We start from the raw sequence: 14,534 nt of genomic DNA, 5'->3' as shown, positions 1-14,534 counted from the left end.
AATGACAACATCAACGTTTCCAAACGCCGCTTTTAACATCGCCAATAGCAACGTGCTCAAGAACTACATACTCAATAACCACATGCTCAATAACAAAGACTTGCTCGTTTTTTGGTATCAGCCGTGGACTGAAACCACCCATTCGGCGGTCAAGCTACACTGCATTTGGCTAGAAACACTTAACGACGCACTTCGCCACGAAATAGATTTCCTTGCGGCCATGGCACCCGTCTATAGCAAGCTCACACACTGCATGCTGGGCCTCAACGGGCCGCTGACTCCGGAGTTGATGGCGTCCTGTTACCACCAAATAGCTGACGACATGTCAGAAGCCACTTTTAACCGCATGCGCAACGTATCTGAACTAAGCGAAGACTTTAAGGAGCGTATTTGGTGTGAACTATAAAAACTGAAATAAATCCCGCCATCGTGTTATAAGCGTTAACTCCTTGAGTCCCCGATGGAAAGGCCGTGGTATAGCGCGAACATCGTCGAAAACACCACAACAAACATCGCCAGCCCACAGGCGAAGATCACATTAGATATGTCTACGATTATAGCCATCTCCTGCGGACGGTAACGTGCTAAGGTTTGGCCAATTGATAGCGCACAGGCTCATCGTTAACAGAGAGGTACTCAGTGTTCTACGTCCACGCTTTCGGCCAATCGTTGCTGCACGCCTTGAAGAACTTGTTGCCGATTGTGGCGGTCGTTGTTTTTTTCCAATTGGTGGTACTTCAACAAGCCCCTGAAAATACGCTAAGCATGGCGGTTGGTCTGTTAATCGTGGCGGTAGGCGTCGCACTGTTTCTTCAGGGCCTTGAACTGAGCATTTTCCCGGTCGGCAAAAGCTTGTCCAATCAATTTGCCAAAAGAGGGTCTATGCCCATTCTGCTGGCTTTTGGATTTGCGATGGGATTTTCTGCGGTTGTCGCTGAGCCTGCGCTGATTGCCGTCGCTCAGCAGGCCCAGGATATTAGCGTGGGCAAAATCGATGCGCTTACTCTCCGCTTGCTGGTCGCCACCTCTGTCGGTGTGGTCATTGCGCTGGGGGTTTTCCGCATCATCATTGGCTATCCACTGCACTGGTTTATGATCATTGGCTACATCACGGTGGTCATCGTCACTTGGTTTGCTCCTGAAGAAATCATCGGTCTGGCCTATGACTCAGGGGGCGTTACCACCAACATTGTCACGGTTCCCCTGATTGCCGCCCTGGGCATTGGCTTGGCTGCGTCCATTCGTGGTCGCAACCCGCTTACTGACGGATTCGGGCTGGTCGCGCTGGCCGTCATGGTGCCGATGATTACCGTGCAGCTCTACGGGATTGTGGTCTACAGTGGCGAGGGTTCAGACGATATTCCGGTGATGCCCCTTCAGGATGAGGGTAACGCTATTTCCGGCGCCTTCAAGATGCTATTGGAGTTAGCAGAGATGGTGCGGGACGTTCTGCCCATCATTCTGACTATTCTCTTTTTTCAATACATTGTGCTGCGGCGCGGACTCTCCAACCCTCGCAAAATAGTGTTTGGCTTTGTACTGGTCATTTTTGGCCTCTATGCCTTTGTGGTAGGCCTTAAAATGGGACTATTCCCGATCGGCACCAGTATGGCCGAACAACTGATCGAGTTGGAACGCTTCGGCTTTATTTATCTGTTTGCGTTCATGATTGGATTTGCCACCACCATGGCCGAACCCGCGCTGCTGGCGGTAGGCAAGCAAGCAGAAGAAGCTGCTGCAGGGCGGATTAATGGCAGCGCGATCCGTCTACTGGTTGCCCTTGGCGTGGCCATTGGCATCAGCATAGGCGTTCACCGGATCATTGTGGGAGGATCCATGCATTACTACATAATGGGCGGCTATACGCTGGTGATCATTCTGACCGCTCTAGCGCCTAAATACATCGTTGCCTTGGCTTATGACTTAGGCGGCGTCACTACATCTGAGGTCACCGTGCCGCTGGTAACAGCCCTGGGCATTGGTTTAGCCGCTAATATTGAGGGCCGCAGTGTCCTGATTGACGGATTCGGGCTGATTGCTTTCGCTTCTATTTTCCCTATTGTTACCGTTATGACCTATGCCATTGTGATGCATTGGTGGACAAACCGTAGAGAGGTGCTCTCATGAAGTTTTCCGTTCTCGTTGCCATTGTTCCTGAAGACTCGGAACAGGAATGCATTGATTCCGCCCGTGACCTTGGCGCCGGTGGCATTACGGTTATGACGGGGCGCGGCATCAGCAACACCGCCAAGAAAACCTTTTTCGGACTTACTTATGACGGTAGCCAGAGCGTTCTAGTGATGGTGCTTGAAAAAAGCCTATCACTGCAAATTCTAAAAGCCATCCAACAGCTGCTGATGCCCCAGGAAAACGACTCTCTTGGGCTGGTATTTACCCTTCCGCTGGAACATCTCGGCGGCATCGATGTGTCTCAGTTCCATAAATTTGAACAACACTTGAAAGAGAATATTTGAGGAGCTGCAGCGATGAAACTGGTCAAAGATGTAATGGTTAGCAATGTGGCTTGCGTCTCCCCCTTTGCTAAGCTTCGGGAAGCGCTGAGCTTGATGAAAAAGCACAGCGTAAAGTCATTGGTCGTTGAGAAACAGCACCCCAACGATGCCTATGGGCTTATTACTTACACCAATATTTTGAAAACAGTGGTAGCAGAGGAAGGCGATATCGACCTCCTGAACGTCTATGACGCCTGCGCCAAGCCGGCGCTGTCGGTCGGCAAGAGCCTGTCGGTGCGACAGGTAGCGGCTATGATGACCGAACACCGGGTAAAGCGTATTTTGGTGCTGGAAGATAACGACCTGCTAGGGTTTGTCACCATGGACGATATCATGGCGGTATTGCTGGAGCAGGTAGAGTAGAAGCGAAATACTAAGATAAAGAAATACTAAGATAAAAAAACACAAAAAAGCGCTGCTACCAGCATCAGAATATTAAGACCTCCTGATACTAGTAGCAGCGTCCATGTTCGGCTATCTACGTTAGCCAGCGTTAGACGTAAAAGTCCAGATCCTCTTGGGCTTTTAGCAAATCGCGCATTTTGATGGGGTCATCACCAAAGAAGAAGAGCAAGCCCCAATGCGTCCCAAAGGCCGAGCGGTCAGGAACAGTCTCTTCTGTTGGCTCAATCAGTTCATGCGACTCGAAATACGGATGATTAATCGTTTCTTCAGGCATTTCCAGCTTGCTGACAACACGACGGCGAGGGTATACACCAAAGCACCCTGCATAGCCTTTCGCATCGACCACTTCACGAGGGAAGAAAGCAGCCACTTCCTCTTTGGTGCTTTTCGGGTCGAACACCAGCATTGACGCTTGGTAGGCGTTAAATCCGTAGGCTTTTTCGATCAGCTCAAACGCTTTAAAGCCAGGCGGACGATAGGCAACCTCGCCAAAGTACATCTCACCGTCAGCTGTCACGAAGTACTCAGGATGGATTAGGCCAAACTGGATATCGAACGTTTTGATCAGCAATTCGATCTGCTTGGTGATCGCGTTACGCCAGCTTTCCAGTTCTGCAGTCGCGGGCACGAAGACTGAATAGCCCAACGTCACGTATTCTGAAATGTTCAGAAACTGAATTTTGCCATCGTGTATCCAGGCTTCAACAGCAAACTCCCAGCCGCTCAAGTGACTTTCCATCAACAGCGGATATTCTTCATCCGGGATGTTGTCAATTTCAGCTATCGTGCGGATCATTCGGTGGCCAAGACAACCGGCTTTGTCGAAGGCTTTGACGTGAATCGGGTCATCTGGATCGCCGTCCAGTTTGAGCAGCGTTTGGTTGACGCGCTTCATAAAGCGGACGATGTCCTCTTTCTCATGTGCCTCTTCAAAGATCCCGACCCGAATGCCGCCCAACTGAGCACGACGCTTCATTAAGGCCTTATCACGGAAAAGGATGGACTGTCCGAACATCCGCGGGCTATCAAGGAGAACAGAGTTGATGGCACCAGACCACTCAACAGTTTCTTCAAACAGCGGGATAGCGACGTCTACACCTTCTTCCTTCAGCTTTTCGGCGATCTCCATGGAACGATCATTCAGGCGAATAAAGTCCCATGGAATAAAAGGTATATTGTTCGCGGTACAGAAATCTGCGGCCCACTCTGGCGCCACAACGATATAGCGGCGGTCAAATTTTTGTGCAGCCTTAATAGCGTTTACGCTCCAGCCAAGTAGAGCAATATAACCTTTGTTCGGATCTTTGGGGGTCTCGGTGCCTTTGACCGAGTCCATTTCCGGATCGCGCCAGGCCGTTACAGCTTCGGGTAATTGCTTTTCTGATGTAATCGACATTCAATGTCCTCCTTGCTGGTTAACCCAAATTGACTGCGTTGATATTGGAGCGCACCAAGTGAGCTGAAGCGCAGTCAGTTGTGTTCAGGAGCGATTGAGCAAGCCAGCATTAGAAAAGTTTTTAGCGCACCCGTGTAACTAAGCTAGCCGATCCTGTTACATATAGCAATTAAACTGTAGAGTTTCTGTTGAATAACTGTAGAAGTTATCTCGTTGTTTGCAGAGGATATTTTCTATAGTTGGATCGATCATAGAGATCCATAAATACCTAATAAAATCAATTAGATAAAATATTTAATTACATCTTCATTTATTACGATTTCTAACTATGGCTTCCCTTCTGCCTGCGATGAACTAACATCATGCTCAGCAGCGTCTTCTACTCCCTCCTCAATCATCTCTTCAGCTTCCTGATCTTCTTCTGCGGATGCTTCAGACTCTCCATGATCTTTCCGGCCCACGGTTAGCGTGGTGGAAAGACCGAAGTGATCCGAGCCTTGCACCTTCACTCTATCAATATCAATGAGATGGAAACCATCAGAGACAAACAGATGGTCGATCGGGTACCGCCACCATGGATATTTTGCATGGTAGGTGCTGAGCAAGCGCCGGCCACGACGAGGATCTTTGAGATCACTCAACTCGGCAAAAAGCTTGGTGGTGTCAGACCATGCAACGTCATTAAAGTCACCGGTGACGATCCAGCGGCTGTCCGGGTCTTGTTCAACATGACGGGCAATGAGCATCAGCTCTGCATCGCGCTCACGACTGTCCCTACGTTCATCCTCGTTGCTAACAGTTCGCTCCTTAAGCCCTGGAGGAACCGGGTGGGCGCCAACAAAGCGCACTGGCCCGATACCAGGCGCGTCGAACGTTGCGAAAATGGAAGGTCGACGTTCAGAGGCCAAATATCTAACCTCTTGTTCCAGCAACGGCATCCGTGACCAGAGCACTATTCCAAGGCCCTCACCGCGTACCTCCCCTACTCGGTGGGCATAAGCTTCATCAAGTGGCGCGAGCTCCTTAGCCCAATCGCTATCAACTTCAATTAGCAACAATAGATCGGGATTCTCACGCCGAACCATCGCCATTACCTCAGCGTAGTGGTCGTTCGTATAGGTGACATTCGCCGTCAGCACTTTTAACGTCGTCTGGTTTTCCCCGGGCTTTAACTCTGCGGTGACTACCTCGGTCGACCAAACGGATGTAAACGGCAGGATGTGCGTTAAGTGCCACCCTGCAATGGCAAGGATCGCCACTCCCCATAAGGCGTGCTCTTTTGTAGGGTGTTTTAGCCACGCGTGCACGCCCAGAAGCAGCACTGGCAAGACCAGCGCGCCCGTCAGTTGCAGTCGTGGAAAATCCCACAGTCTAATCCACCACTGCCCGCTGGGAACTGATGGCAGCAAGGCCACCACTACCATCAATAGCGCCAATAAACGGATCACCCAGAGAAGCAGTTTTAACAGCATGAAACCTCTCAAACGCAGCAACGGTAACCGGGAGAATCCCGATTATACCGGCCTAGATTGCCGCAAATATTGTGACGATTTAAGCACACCCCTCTCCGCTAAACCTCCAAAACACCACAGATGAATAACCCTCATAGCGTTCAATGTCGGCCCGACGGGGGCTTAGCGCCCCAACCTGGGTTACTGTACACTTCTATTTGCGTTCCATGACGGAAGGATAACGACACCTATGTTGGGATTCCTGCAGGGGTTTTCATATGGCTTGTTTATGACCTGCCTGCCCTGGCTACTGGTCGGCCTATTCAATCCTGGCCTGGCACTTCCGGTGTCATCTCCCAGTCGTCTACAGGTGATCGCCCGCTATTGCCTGGTAATACCCTCCATCAGCATGTTGCTGTGGCTGACCTCCCTGTGGGGTGGTTTTAGCCCCAGTCTGTTTGGCTGGCTGACAGGCATCATCGCCATTCCTGTGGCGCTTCCCGTCGAGCGAACGCTACGCGGCTGGCTAGCCCGTCGCCGCTTGCGACGCCTTGAAGCCCAAAGAGAGACCGAAGCACAGCAACGCCGTGCTCAAGAAGAGCGAAACGCCTACGAAACAGGTGTATCGGTGCTGGATCCGGCAAGGCCGCCCCTCGGAGCCAACGACCTTGTATTGGCCATGTGTCGGGCCAAGCAAGGCCTGCTCGACGTGCATCGCCCCGATCTGGCCATCCTTACAGACCGCCTTTATAGTCGCTACCGCCATGTGCTGGATGTGCTGGGTGACCGATTCCATACTGGCGAGCTGGCCTTCGAACGCTCGCAAGGCCTGGTCACTCAAGTCTGTTTTGGCGCGGTAGACACGCTGACAACAATGGCCTCCCAGGCTCGTGGTGTGGTTAGCGTGGACGGTAATTACGTGCGAGGCCGACTGGAGCGGGAGAGCAAGCGCTTAAGCGATGAAGAACGCGCCGCCCTGGTGCGGCGTTTGGATCTGCTGGTAGAGACCGAACACAGGCTGAATAAGCTCTCAGCACGCATCGAATCCGCTCTGACAGTGCTCGATGATACCGCCGTTTCCATGGCGCGCATCGAGACGGCACGCCCACAAGCCTCGGTCACCACCGAGAAGGCGCTGGAGGATCTGCGCCAATTCGTCGAAGGCGCGGATCGTTATGCCCGCAAGGATTAACTCTGCGGCCAACAACAGGGCGCGGCATTCACAGAGTATTATTAATAGATCAGGAGTTGTCTATGGCTCAGCAATCCGATGACCATCCTCGCCTCTCCCTGCCTCCGGTGGAAGAGATCGCCAGCCAGCTAGGGACTAGCCAAGCCGGTTCGGGCGACCCTGAGCTTGAGGCGATGGCTGACCGCTTTGTCAAAGATATTCTCGCCGAGGGTAACGAGGCATCAGCTGTTCGCCAGCGCCGAGCCGTGGACGAGATGGGCCTTGAATTACAACAACAGGCCGCCCACCGCAGCTCCATGCTGCAAACGCCGCTGCGCAAGCTGGCCCACCAAGGCGACGAAGGCGGGCCAGTTGCCAAGGCACTGACCGATCTACGCGGCCGCATGGAAGGGCTCGACCCTTCCCGTCATCGCTTGATGCCAAGCGCGCTGGATCGCATTCTAGCGATCATTCCCGGCATCGATAGTCGTCTACAGCGCTATTTCCACAAGTTTGAGAATGCTCAGCAGGCCCTAGACGCGATCATTGAGGATCTGGAAAGCGGTCGCGACATGCTGCACCGTGACAACCTAACTCTTAGTGATGACCAGAAGGCCCTCAATGACATCCTGATCGAGCTGAACCGCCAGATCGCCCTGGGTCGCTTGATTGATCAACGCCTGTGCGACGAGATATCTGCTCGTGACGGCAATGACCCACGGCGTCAATTTCTTGAGGAAGAACTACTCTTTCCGCTTCGACAGCGCATCGTTGATCTCCAGCAACAGCTGGCGGTAAGCCAGCAGGGCGTGCTGGCGCTGGAAGTGATCATTCGGAAAAACCGGGAATTGATGCGCGGCGTGGACAGGGCCATCAACGTCACCGTCTCAGCCCTCACTGTGGCAGTGACGGTCGCCATGGCAATGGCCAACCAGCGCCTAGTGCTGGATCGCGTCGAAGCCCTAAATACGACTACTTCGCAAATGATTGGCGGTACCGCCAAGGCGCTACGCCAGCAAGGTGTCGACATTCAGAAACGAGCCTCCTCCGCAATGCTCGACATGCAAGTGCTTGAGGAAGCGTTTAGCGAGGTGATGGGGGCCATCGATGATCTCTCAAGCTATCGTCAAGAAGCCCTGCCGCGCCTGGATGAGCAGATCAACCGCCTGGCGACCCTAGCTAAGCAGGGAAATGCATCCATTGAGCGTCTTCAAGAAGGCAGCGACTCGCAACCGAAGGATGGTCATGCCCCCACGTCGTTTGATAACTATTCATGAAAGCCAGCAAAGTGGCCAAAGAACAATCATCTGCGCCAATCGTTGAATCAGCCAGCCGTAGATCCGCCACGAGGAGCATGCTAATTTAACCAAAACCTCATATAAAAACGAAAAAAGGAAAGCAATATGTCCCGTCTCTCAGTAGGTATAACAACTGCACTTACATCACTACTATTCGCCGTTCCAGCCCACTCCGATACCCCGCTGCGTCTCGCCGTGGACGTTCCCTTTGAGCCTTTCGAGTATCGCCTACCAGATGGCACTCTGACTGGCTTCGAGGTGGAGCTGGGAGAAGAAGTGTGTCGACGCATCGAACGCGAGTGCGAGTGGGTGGAGCAAGGCTGGGATGGCATCATCCCCGGTTTATTGGCACGCAAATACGACGCTATTATGTCCTCCATGGCGATAACCGATGCACGTCGCGAACAGGTACTGTTCTCCGAACCCTACTACAGCAACCCTAGTGTTTGGGTGACACTGACAGGCCAAGAGATCGATATTGAGGATCATGAAGCTCTTGAAGGTCTTTCGGTAGGCGTGCAGCGTGGCACCATCCGCGATGAATACATTACCGACACCTATGGCGATCTTGTCGACGTGCGACGTTATGCAACGGGCGAAGATCTTGCTGTAGATGTTAGAGCCGGTCGCATAGACGCTGGCTTTATGTATTACCCACTCGCGCTGTCGTCCCTCCAAGTCAATGCTGAAGGCAGTGGAATCGTTACCAGCTCGCCGCTGATCCGAGAGCCCAAAAGCTATTTTGGACACGGTGTCGCGGCAGCCTTCCACCCTCGCAATGAAGCGTTGGCGGAGCAGTTCAATGAAGCACTGAGAGAGATCAAGCAAGACGGCACCTATGATGAGCTAATGCATAAGTACGTCGACTACGACATCAAAATTTGAGTTGTTCGTCTATTCAGGAAGCATAACACCGAGAGGGCAGCAGCTGATGTGCCCTCCTCATTCAGCGTTTTCAGATGCAACGCTGAGCAGGAAATCTATTTTGACCAAGACACCATTACAGATGCCAGTATGATTTTGAGACGGAGCCCAGGCTGGATAGCTGCGGTTGCGATGGTCAAGTTTTAGCAGCATTCTAATGATTAATACTTCCATTGCCTTTCCTAAATAAACCTTGCTACTATAACAATGACATCGGAATGTGGAATTTCCTCAGCAAGGATGATGACAATGCGATTAACGCTGTTTTTTTCTGCCAGCATGCTTATATTCTCAAATGCCGCTATTGCTCAACAGAGTGAAGGCTGGCCGCCGCGCTTGTTTAGTGAATCTGTTCAAGGCTGTATGGCGGAGTTTAAAGAGAATGGCGCTATCGCACCTTCTGATGCCGCAGATACCTGCAGATGTATGATGGGAAACGTTGAAAGGGAATTTACCGCTGCAGAATTCGGCTACTTCATAGAGAACCGCAAAGCTCCAGGATTTTTAGAGCGCTTTGAAGAAACTGTTGCCCCCTGCTTTGAATAATTCCTACTTTCCGCTAGGCGCAACGTGATTTCCACTTTTTTATCAAGCTGTAGCCCGTTGCTTGGTAGCGGCTCAAGTCGTTGCAATCTAAAGTAATTTTTGGTTTATAATGCTACTGAAAGTGATGGTTAACTAATTTTTCTATCGTCATGCCGACGTCACCCCATCTTCAGTAGCACCCGGGTTTAGAGTCAGAAGTAACTTTATCGTGTTTTACCACCAGTTGCTTGGCATAGGCTGAAGGTGTCAGCCCACCAAGACTCTTCTTAGGCCTTTCTTCGTTGTACTCCCGCCGCCATGCTTCGATGACAACCTTGGCGTGATGAAGGCTGGTGAACCAATGCTCATTCAGACATTCATCGCGAAAGCGCCCATTGAACGATTCGATATAGGCGTTTTGATTGGGTTTTCCAGGTTCGATTAAAAACAGTGCAACGCCACGTAGATGAGCCCACGACAGCATGGCGCGCCCACAGAATTCCTTACCATAGTACTTGCTGAATAAGCAGGTTGGAGCCAGCCATCTGTACCAAAATCTTTGATGCCAATCAGTGGATTTAGGAGATATACAAATGGCTGACAACGTGAAGAGTAGTGCTGGGAAGGTAATGATCGCCATCGATATTGCTAAAACGTCCCACGATGCGGTCATCTTATGGCCGTCAGGACGTACGAAAGCGTTTAAGTTTCCTAACACGTTAGTGGGTTACCAGAGTCTCATTAATACAGCAGAAGTTTCTGCCGAAGACGTTCTGGTGGCCTTTGAGCCAACGGCTGACTTTCACCGCAATATTGCCTATTGGTTAAGGTCTCAAGGTGCCTTGTGCCATATGGTGTCGTCTTTAGCCTGTGCCAGAGCGCGGGAAATGTTGTTTAAAAGCTGGGATAAAAACGACAAGAAAGACGCGCGGGTTATCATGTACTTGATGCAGCAGGGCATGATGCATCCATTCTACGATCCGTTAGTGAATGAAATGCTAGATATTCAGGAGCTTGCGAATACGTATTATCAAATTTCACTCGCTAGATCCCGCTGTCAACATAGTTTATTCAATCATTACCTCACCCTCTTTTTTCCGGAAATGGAGCGGTTTTTTAACAGCACCCGTGCCGTGTGGTTTTGCCGTTTCTTGCTCAAATTCCCCACCCCACTAAGCATTACGCGCTATAAGAAAACAACCTTCGTGCGGCGTGCCTGGGAGGTGGTGGGGAGGAAGGTGGCGAAGCAACGCTTCTTAGAAGAGGTTTATGAAGTGGCGGAGGAATCAATTGCATTACCTGTAAGCCCTAATAGCCCAGCGATTGCCACATTCAAATTGCAGATTGGTCGTTATTTAAAGCTAACCGAGCAACGACAGCAAATCGAAGATGCGGCTGACCAGTTGATATCTCACCGCGATGATTATCAGCGACTTCGGACATTACCTGGTATTGGACCGATCATTGCCTTAGTTATTATTGCCGAAAGCGGTGATCTTAAGCGTTTTTGCCATTACCGCCAATACCTTAGCTTTTGCGGCTTCAACTTATCGGCAAGCCAAAGTGGTAAACAGCAAGGGCATTACCGCTTATCGAAACGAGGCAACGCACGTTTACGGTACGCCTTTTGGTTGGCAGCCACGGTCGCCATAAGACAGCGGGAAAATACATTTCGGCAGAAATACGAGCGCTATATTCGGGCAATGCCCGATGATCCTGATATCAAGCGGAAAGCCCGCGTGGCAGTGGCCGTTAAATTAGCCCGCGTCGCACATGCTTTAATAAAGACAGGTAGTGATTATCGAGGCTATTATGAGTTTGGTTGTGAGACGTAAATCTGTGCCGTTAGGGCACCCAGTGACCCTGTAGATAATGCTCAACGCTCACAACCGTTCCAAAATGCTTTGTTAAGTCCTGTTGGGCCTTTTGGACCCTTGTACACTATGGTGAGCACCCTTTAGATCTGGTTGCGACGCATGAGCCTGAGTAGTGAGCAAGTGTTCCGATGTCGAGCACGAAGTGAGGTTTTGTGTGCATATTGAGCGGGTTCCGTAGGTAGTCCGTTATCTGTACGAATGGCGTTGGGGAGCCCTCGGTGTACAGCCAGATGATCCAGCATCCGTGTTAACGACAGCCCACCAATGGCACGTTCAGGCACGATCGCCACGGCTTCATGAGTGGCATCGTCGACAACGGTGAGGTTCTTTATCACGCGCCCTTCCGCCGTACGGTCAAATACAAAATCCATTGACCAGACCTGGTTAGCGGCACCAGGGCGGTCAAGTGGCTTTCGCTCAGACGTCGGAATCTTCTTACGCTTGCGGCGTTTTACCTGTAACTGAGCTGCCGCGTAGAGACGCTCTACGCGCTTATGATTGACCTGTTCACCCGCTTGACGCAGCTTCAAGTAGATCATGCCAGCGCCATAGCGACGATGCCGATGGGCCAAGGCAACAATGCGTTCACGCAATGCTTCATTACGGTCAGGAGCCGATTGATAGCGCAATGCACTGGCACTCATACGGATGACACGGAGCGCTCGGCGCTCACTGAGGCCACGTGACACCATAAAGCGCACCACGTCTCGGCGGGCAGTGGCACTCACCACTTTTTTCTCAGCGCCTCGCGAGTGACCTCCATCTCCAGCAACGACTCCGCGAGCAGCTTTTTTAAGCGTCCATTTTCGGCTTCGAGTTCTTTGAGTCGCTTGGCATCGGGCACACTCATACCACCAAATTTGCTGCGCCATAGGTAGTAACTGGCTTCCGAGAAACCGTGCCGACGGCATAGCTCCTTAATGGGCAGTCCCGCTTCGGCTTCGCCCAGGAAACCAATGATTTGTTCTTCGCTGAAACGTTTCTTCATGTCCAATCTCCTTATGCGTAGGATCGGACTCTAAAGTGTAGCGCTACTCAAACAGGGGGTGACGTCGGCACCACCCCCAGAAACAGCGCCATGCCTGGCGCACCATAAAAAAATGCCACCCTTAACAGGCAGCGTCTCCACTTATTTCCAGAGGTCTTGTTTAAAGTCAGAACTCAGTAACACAGCCTGAGTCAGATTCAGGAAGCTCTTCTGCAGCTCCTTTGGTGGGTAGCTCTAGATGGATACCATCGCTAGTCTTAGCCACAATGGTTTCTGCAGTCCGTAGCTTGTCCCATAAATAATAAAAATTATTCGCTCCTACACGAGAAGCTGTTTCATATGGGGTCTGAATTTCTTGACCGTCAATAATTAAAGAAAAGTCCTTTTCATCATAGCTACCGTAGCTATGCTCACCTATATTCAATGTCATTTTTACATGCGAATAGGGGTCACAAGCAATATACAGGTAATCACCGTATTGATTATTGGCTACGTATTCATTCACACCCTGCCCCCAACCGCTTGCCCAGGCATTCGGGGGGCCAAAAGAGCTAGCGTTAGCAGTAAACGATAGAGCCCCGAAAACGCAAGTCATGACGACAGTAGTAGCTAATTTCATTTTGCTTCCCTTGATTTGTGAGCCTTCCTTTACAGTATCGGCCTGAGAAACATTAAATTTAGTGCATGTTTAAAAATACCCGGGCGTCTCACGACGTGCCGGGCGGCGTTGGCTGTGCCTCACGGCATGGCCTTAGGCGGCGCTTCACAGCGTTCCCTTGTTGCTTCACAGCGAGAACCGTTTAATGCTTTGGAATCTGTTGGTAAATGCCCTGTTGCGCTTTCGCCTGCTCGCGGGCCACTTGCCCGCTTTGCCAGGTAGAAATGCCACGCTCAGCGGTTTGGCCAGCGATATAGCCACCAACACCTAGCGTCATGAGATTCCAGAGCGCTTCGGGCAATGGCAGCGTCAGGCCTACACCAAACATGGCAGACAAGTACAGCGCGATCAGATAGTTGTTAGCGACGATTGCCACGATAGTAAGCATTAGAATCGGGCGCCAATTGCGTTGCAGCCAGCTCTCGCCCGCGGCCTCTGCCAATATCACCTGCATCTGTGCTTTAAGCGCGCTGTTTTCCGCATCAATCAGCTGCGTCTGAATTTCGTGTTTTAGACGCGCTGCCTCATCCTTATCGGTCACTGCTTTATCGATCACACTGAATAGCGGGCCAGTGATTACTGATAACGCTTTGGCTGCGATACTCATCACTTAGTCTCCAGCGCCGACACGCGGCTGTTCAGGTTATCGATGCGGCTTTCGATCTCATCAAGATCACGGCGAGCATCGGATGCTCGGTAGTAGGTATCACCCCAGCTTTTTAGCTCTTGGCGCATTTCCTGAATCATTAAGCCCTGGGTGGTCAGCCGTTCTTCCAAAACGACCGACTGCTGCCCCCCTGTGTGTCAACCTGAATCCATACACCAGCTCAGAGCCAGCCCAAATGATCAGCGCTACCAACAGCACCTGTATTCCTGTCTGCATATGCCGCTCGAAAACTGAGGGTTTCACGTTGCGCTCCTGGGGCATTACGCCGCCCTCCTTACCACCGCGCCGGGCCATGGGTGCGCGTATCAACATGGGTAAACGTCTGATAGCGCCCAAGGCTAGTGGCGGGAAAGTTGGCGGCTAGCCAGTCATACACTTCGTCAGGCTCAACGCCTTGAACGCGAATATCGGCGGCGCGGCCTAGCGTGTGCTGCGAATTAGGAGCGCCGCCTACCTTGGCGGTGTACTCAGGGCAGCGGCAGCCGCTATTGACGACGACAGGTCTGCCGAAGTGGGTGCGCGCCGCTTCAAGGATCGCGAGGGTATCAACGTCTACGGTGTCGAAGCCGCAACCGCAGTTGCAGGCGAACTCTATGCGGTGGAAATGCTGACTGATCTTATGGGGCATGGTAGGCACCTGCTGTCTCACGACAGTAGAGGG

Annotated in this window: 16 protein-coding genes and 2 pseudogenes; 9 read left to right on the top strand and 9 right to left on the bottom strand. The window is 51.6% G+C overall.

Going from position 1 to position 14,534, the window contains the following annotated elements; translation table 11 throughout:
- The first annotated feature begins 1 nt into the window (after window position 1).
- From A6R74_RS01835 to A6R74_RS01820, 4 genes are all read left to right on the top strand, one after another.
- Entirely contained in the window at window positions 2-406 is a 405-nt protein-coding gene (locus A6R74_RS01835; RefSeq protein ID WP_082906552.1) for a hypothetical protein, read from the top strand.
- Window positions 407-639: 233 nt separating this feature from the next.
- Window positions 640-2,127: a DUF1538 domain-containing protein gene (locus A6R74_RS23285; protein WP_064232742.1), complete on the top strand. Its 1,488-nt coding sequence runs from the start codon at window positions 640-642 to the stop codon at window positions 2,125-2,127.
- The gene (locus A6R74_RS01825) at window positions 2,124-2,474 is read left to right on the top strand and encodes a hypothetical protein (protein ID WP_064232740.1); all 351 of its coding nucleotides are present in this window, start codon (window positions 2,124-2,126) and stop codon (window positions 2,472-2,474) included. Before A6R74_RS23285 ends, A6R74_RS01825 begins: the two co-directional genes overlap by 4 nt.
- A gap of 12 nt (window positions 2,475-2,486) precedes the next feature.
- Window positions 2,487-2,876 (top strand): CBS domain-containing protein, encoded by a 390-nt coding sequence (locus A6R74_RS01820; protein WP_064232738.1) that lies wholly within the window; start codon window positions 2,487-2,489, stop codon window positions 2,874-2,876.
- 130 nt (window positions 2,877-3,006) lie between these two features.
- On the opposite strand, the gene A6R74_RS01815 is transcribed toward A6R74_RS01820, so the two are convergent.
- Together A6R74_RS01815 and A6R74_RS01810 are read right to left on the bottom strand one after the other, a co-directional pair.
- Window positions 3,007-4,314 (bottom strand): ATP-grasp domain-containing protein, encoded by a 1,308-nt coding sequence (locus A6R74_RS01815; RefSeq protein ID WP_064232736.1) that lies wholly within the window; start codon window positions 4,312-4,314, stop codon window positions 3,007-3,009.
- A gap of 326 nt (window positions 4,315-4,640) precedes the next feature.
- Window positions 4,641-5,786 (bottom strand): endonuclease/exonuclease/phosphatase family protein, encoded by a 1,146-nt coding sequence (locus A6R74_RS01810; RefSeq protein ID WP_064232734.1) that lies wholly within the window; start codon window positions 5,784-5,786, stop codon window positions 4,641-4,643.
- A gap of 229 nt (window positions 5,787-6,015) precedes the next feature.
- On the opposite strand from A6R74_RS01810, the gene A6R74_RS01805 reads away from it, so the two are divergent.
- The 3 genes from A6R74_RS01805 (at window position 6,016) to A6R74_RS01795 (ending at window position 9,119) form a co-directional block, all read left to right on the top strand.
- Window positions 6,016-6,957, top strand: coding sequence for a hypothetical protein (locus A6R74_RS01805; RefSeq protein ID WP_064232732.1), 942 nt, complete (start codon window positions 6,016-6,018; stop codon window positions 6,955-6,957).
- A 62-nt stretch (window positions 6,958-7,019) separates the two neighbouring features.
- Window positions 7,020-8,213: a toxic anion resistance protein gene (locus tag A6R74_RS01800; protein WP_064232730.1), complete on the top strand. Its 1,194-nt coding sequence runs from the start codon at window positions 7,020-7,022 to the stop codon at window positions 8,211-8,213.
- Window positions 8,214-8,339: 126 nt separating this feature from the next.
- The gene (locus tag A6R74_RS01795) at window positions 8,340-9,119 is read left to right on the top strand and encodes a transporter substrate-binding domain-containing protein (RefSeq protein ID WP_064232728.1); all 780 of its coding nucleotides are present in this window, start codon (window positions 8,340-8,342) and stop codon (window positions 9,117-9,119) included.
- A 57-nt stretch (window positions 9,120-9,176) separates the two neighbouring features.
- Here A6R74_RS01795 and A6R74_RS22700 read toward each other — a convergent pair whose 3' ends face one another.
- Entirely contained in the window at window positions 9,177-9,332 is a 156-nt protein-coding gene (locus A6R74_RS22700) for a hypothetical protein (RefSeq protein ID WP_165603343.1), read from the bottom strand.
- Between the two features lie 75 nt (window positions 9,333-9,407).
- Here A6R74_RS22700 and A6R74_RS01790 point away from each other — a divergent pair, with 75 nt between their 5' ends.
- Window positions 9,408-9,704 (top strand): hypothetical protein, encoded by a 297-nt coding sequence (locus A6R74_RS01790; protein ID WP_064232725.1) that lies wholly within the window; start codon window positions 9,408-9,410, stop codon window positions 9,702-9,704.
- A 169-nt stretch (window positions 9,705-9,873) separates the two neighbouring features.
- Here the strand turns inward: A6R74_RS01790 and A6R74_RS01785 are convergent.
- Window positions 9,874-10,191: pseudogene (locus A6R74_RS01785) on the bottom strand (integrase core domain-containing protein); the annotation flags it as partial.
- A gap of 85 nt (window positions 10,192-10,276) precedes the next feature.
- Between A6R74_RS01785 and A6R74_RS01780 the strand changes: the two are divergent.
- The gene (locus tag A6R74_RS01780; protein WP_064232723.1) at window positions 10,277-11,518 is read left to right on the top strand and encodes an IS110 family transposase; all 1,242 of its coding nucleotides are present in this window, start codon (window positions 10,277-10,279) and stop codon (window positions 11,516-11,518) included.
- 158 nt (window positions 11,519-11,676) lie between these two features.
- On the opposite strand, the pseudogene A6R74_RS22500 reads toward A6R74_RS01780, so the two are convergent.
- The 5 genes and pseudogenes from A6R74_RS22500 to A6R74_RS01755 form a co-directional block, all read right to left on the bottom strand.
- Window positions 11,677-12,548: pseudogene (locus tag A6R74_RS22500) on the bottom strand (IS3 family transposase); the annotation flags it as partial.
- 166 nt (window positions 12,549-12,714) lie between these two features.
- The gene (locus A6R74_RS01765; RefSeq protein ID WP_082906549.1) at window positions 12,715-13,167 is read right to left on the bottom strand and encodes a hypothetical protein; all 453 of its coding nucleotides are present in this window, start codon (window positions 13,165-13,167) and stop codon (window positions 12,715-12,717) included.
- Window positions 13,168-13,348: 181 nt separating this feature from the next.
- Window positions 13,349-13,813, bottom strand: coding sequence for a 3TM-type holin (locus A6R74_RS01760; protein WP_064232721.1), 465 nt, complete (start codon window positions 13,811-13,813; stop codon window positions 13,349-13,351).
- Window positions 13,813-13,983, bottom strand: coding sequence for a hypothetical protein (locus A6R74_RS22695; protein ID WP_165603342.1), 171 nt, complete (start codon window positions 13,981-13,983; stop codon window positions 13,813-13,815). Before A6R74_RS22695 ends, A6R74_RS01760 begins: the two co-directional genes overlap by 1 nt.
- A 164-nt stretch (window positions 13,984-14,147) precedes the next feature.
- On the bottom strand, window positions 14,148-14,501 hold the full coding sequence (locus tag A6R74_RS01755) for a YcbK family protein (protein WP_064232719.1): 354 nt from the start codon (window positions 14,499-14,501) through the stop codon (window positions 14,148-14,150).
- Between the last annotated feature and the right edge of the window lie 33 nt (window positions 14,502-14,534).

It is taken from the genome of Halomonas sp. ALS9 (assembly GCF_001651035.1).
In the GTDB taxonomy this organism is placed as follows: Bacteria; Pseudomonadota; Gammaproteobacteria; order Pseudomonadales; family Halomonadaceae; genus Vreelandella.
The sequence above is the reverse complement of the archived record's forward strand: the minus strand, read 5'-3'. Positions and strand labels throughout refer to the sequence as shown.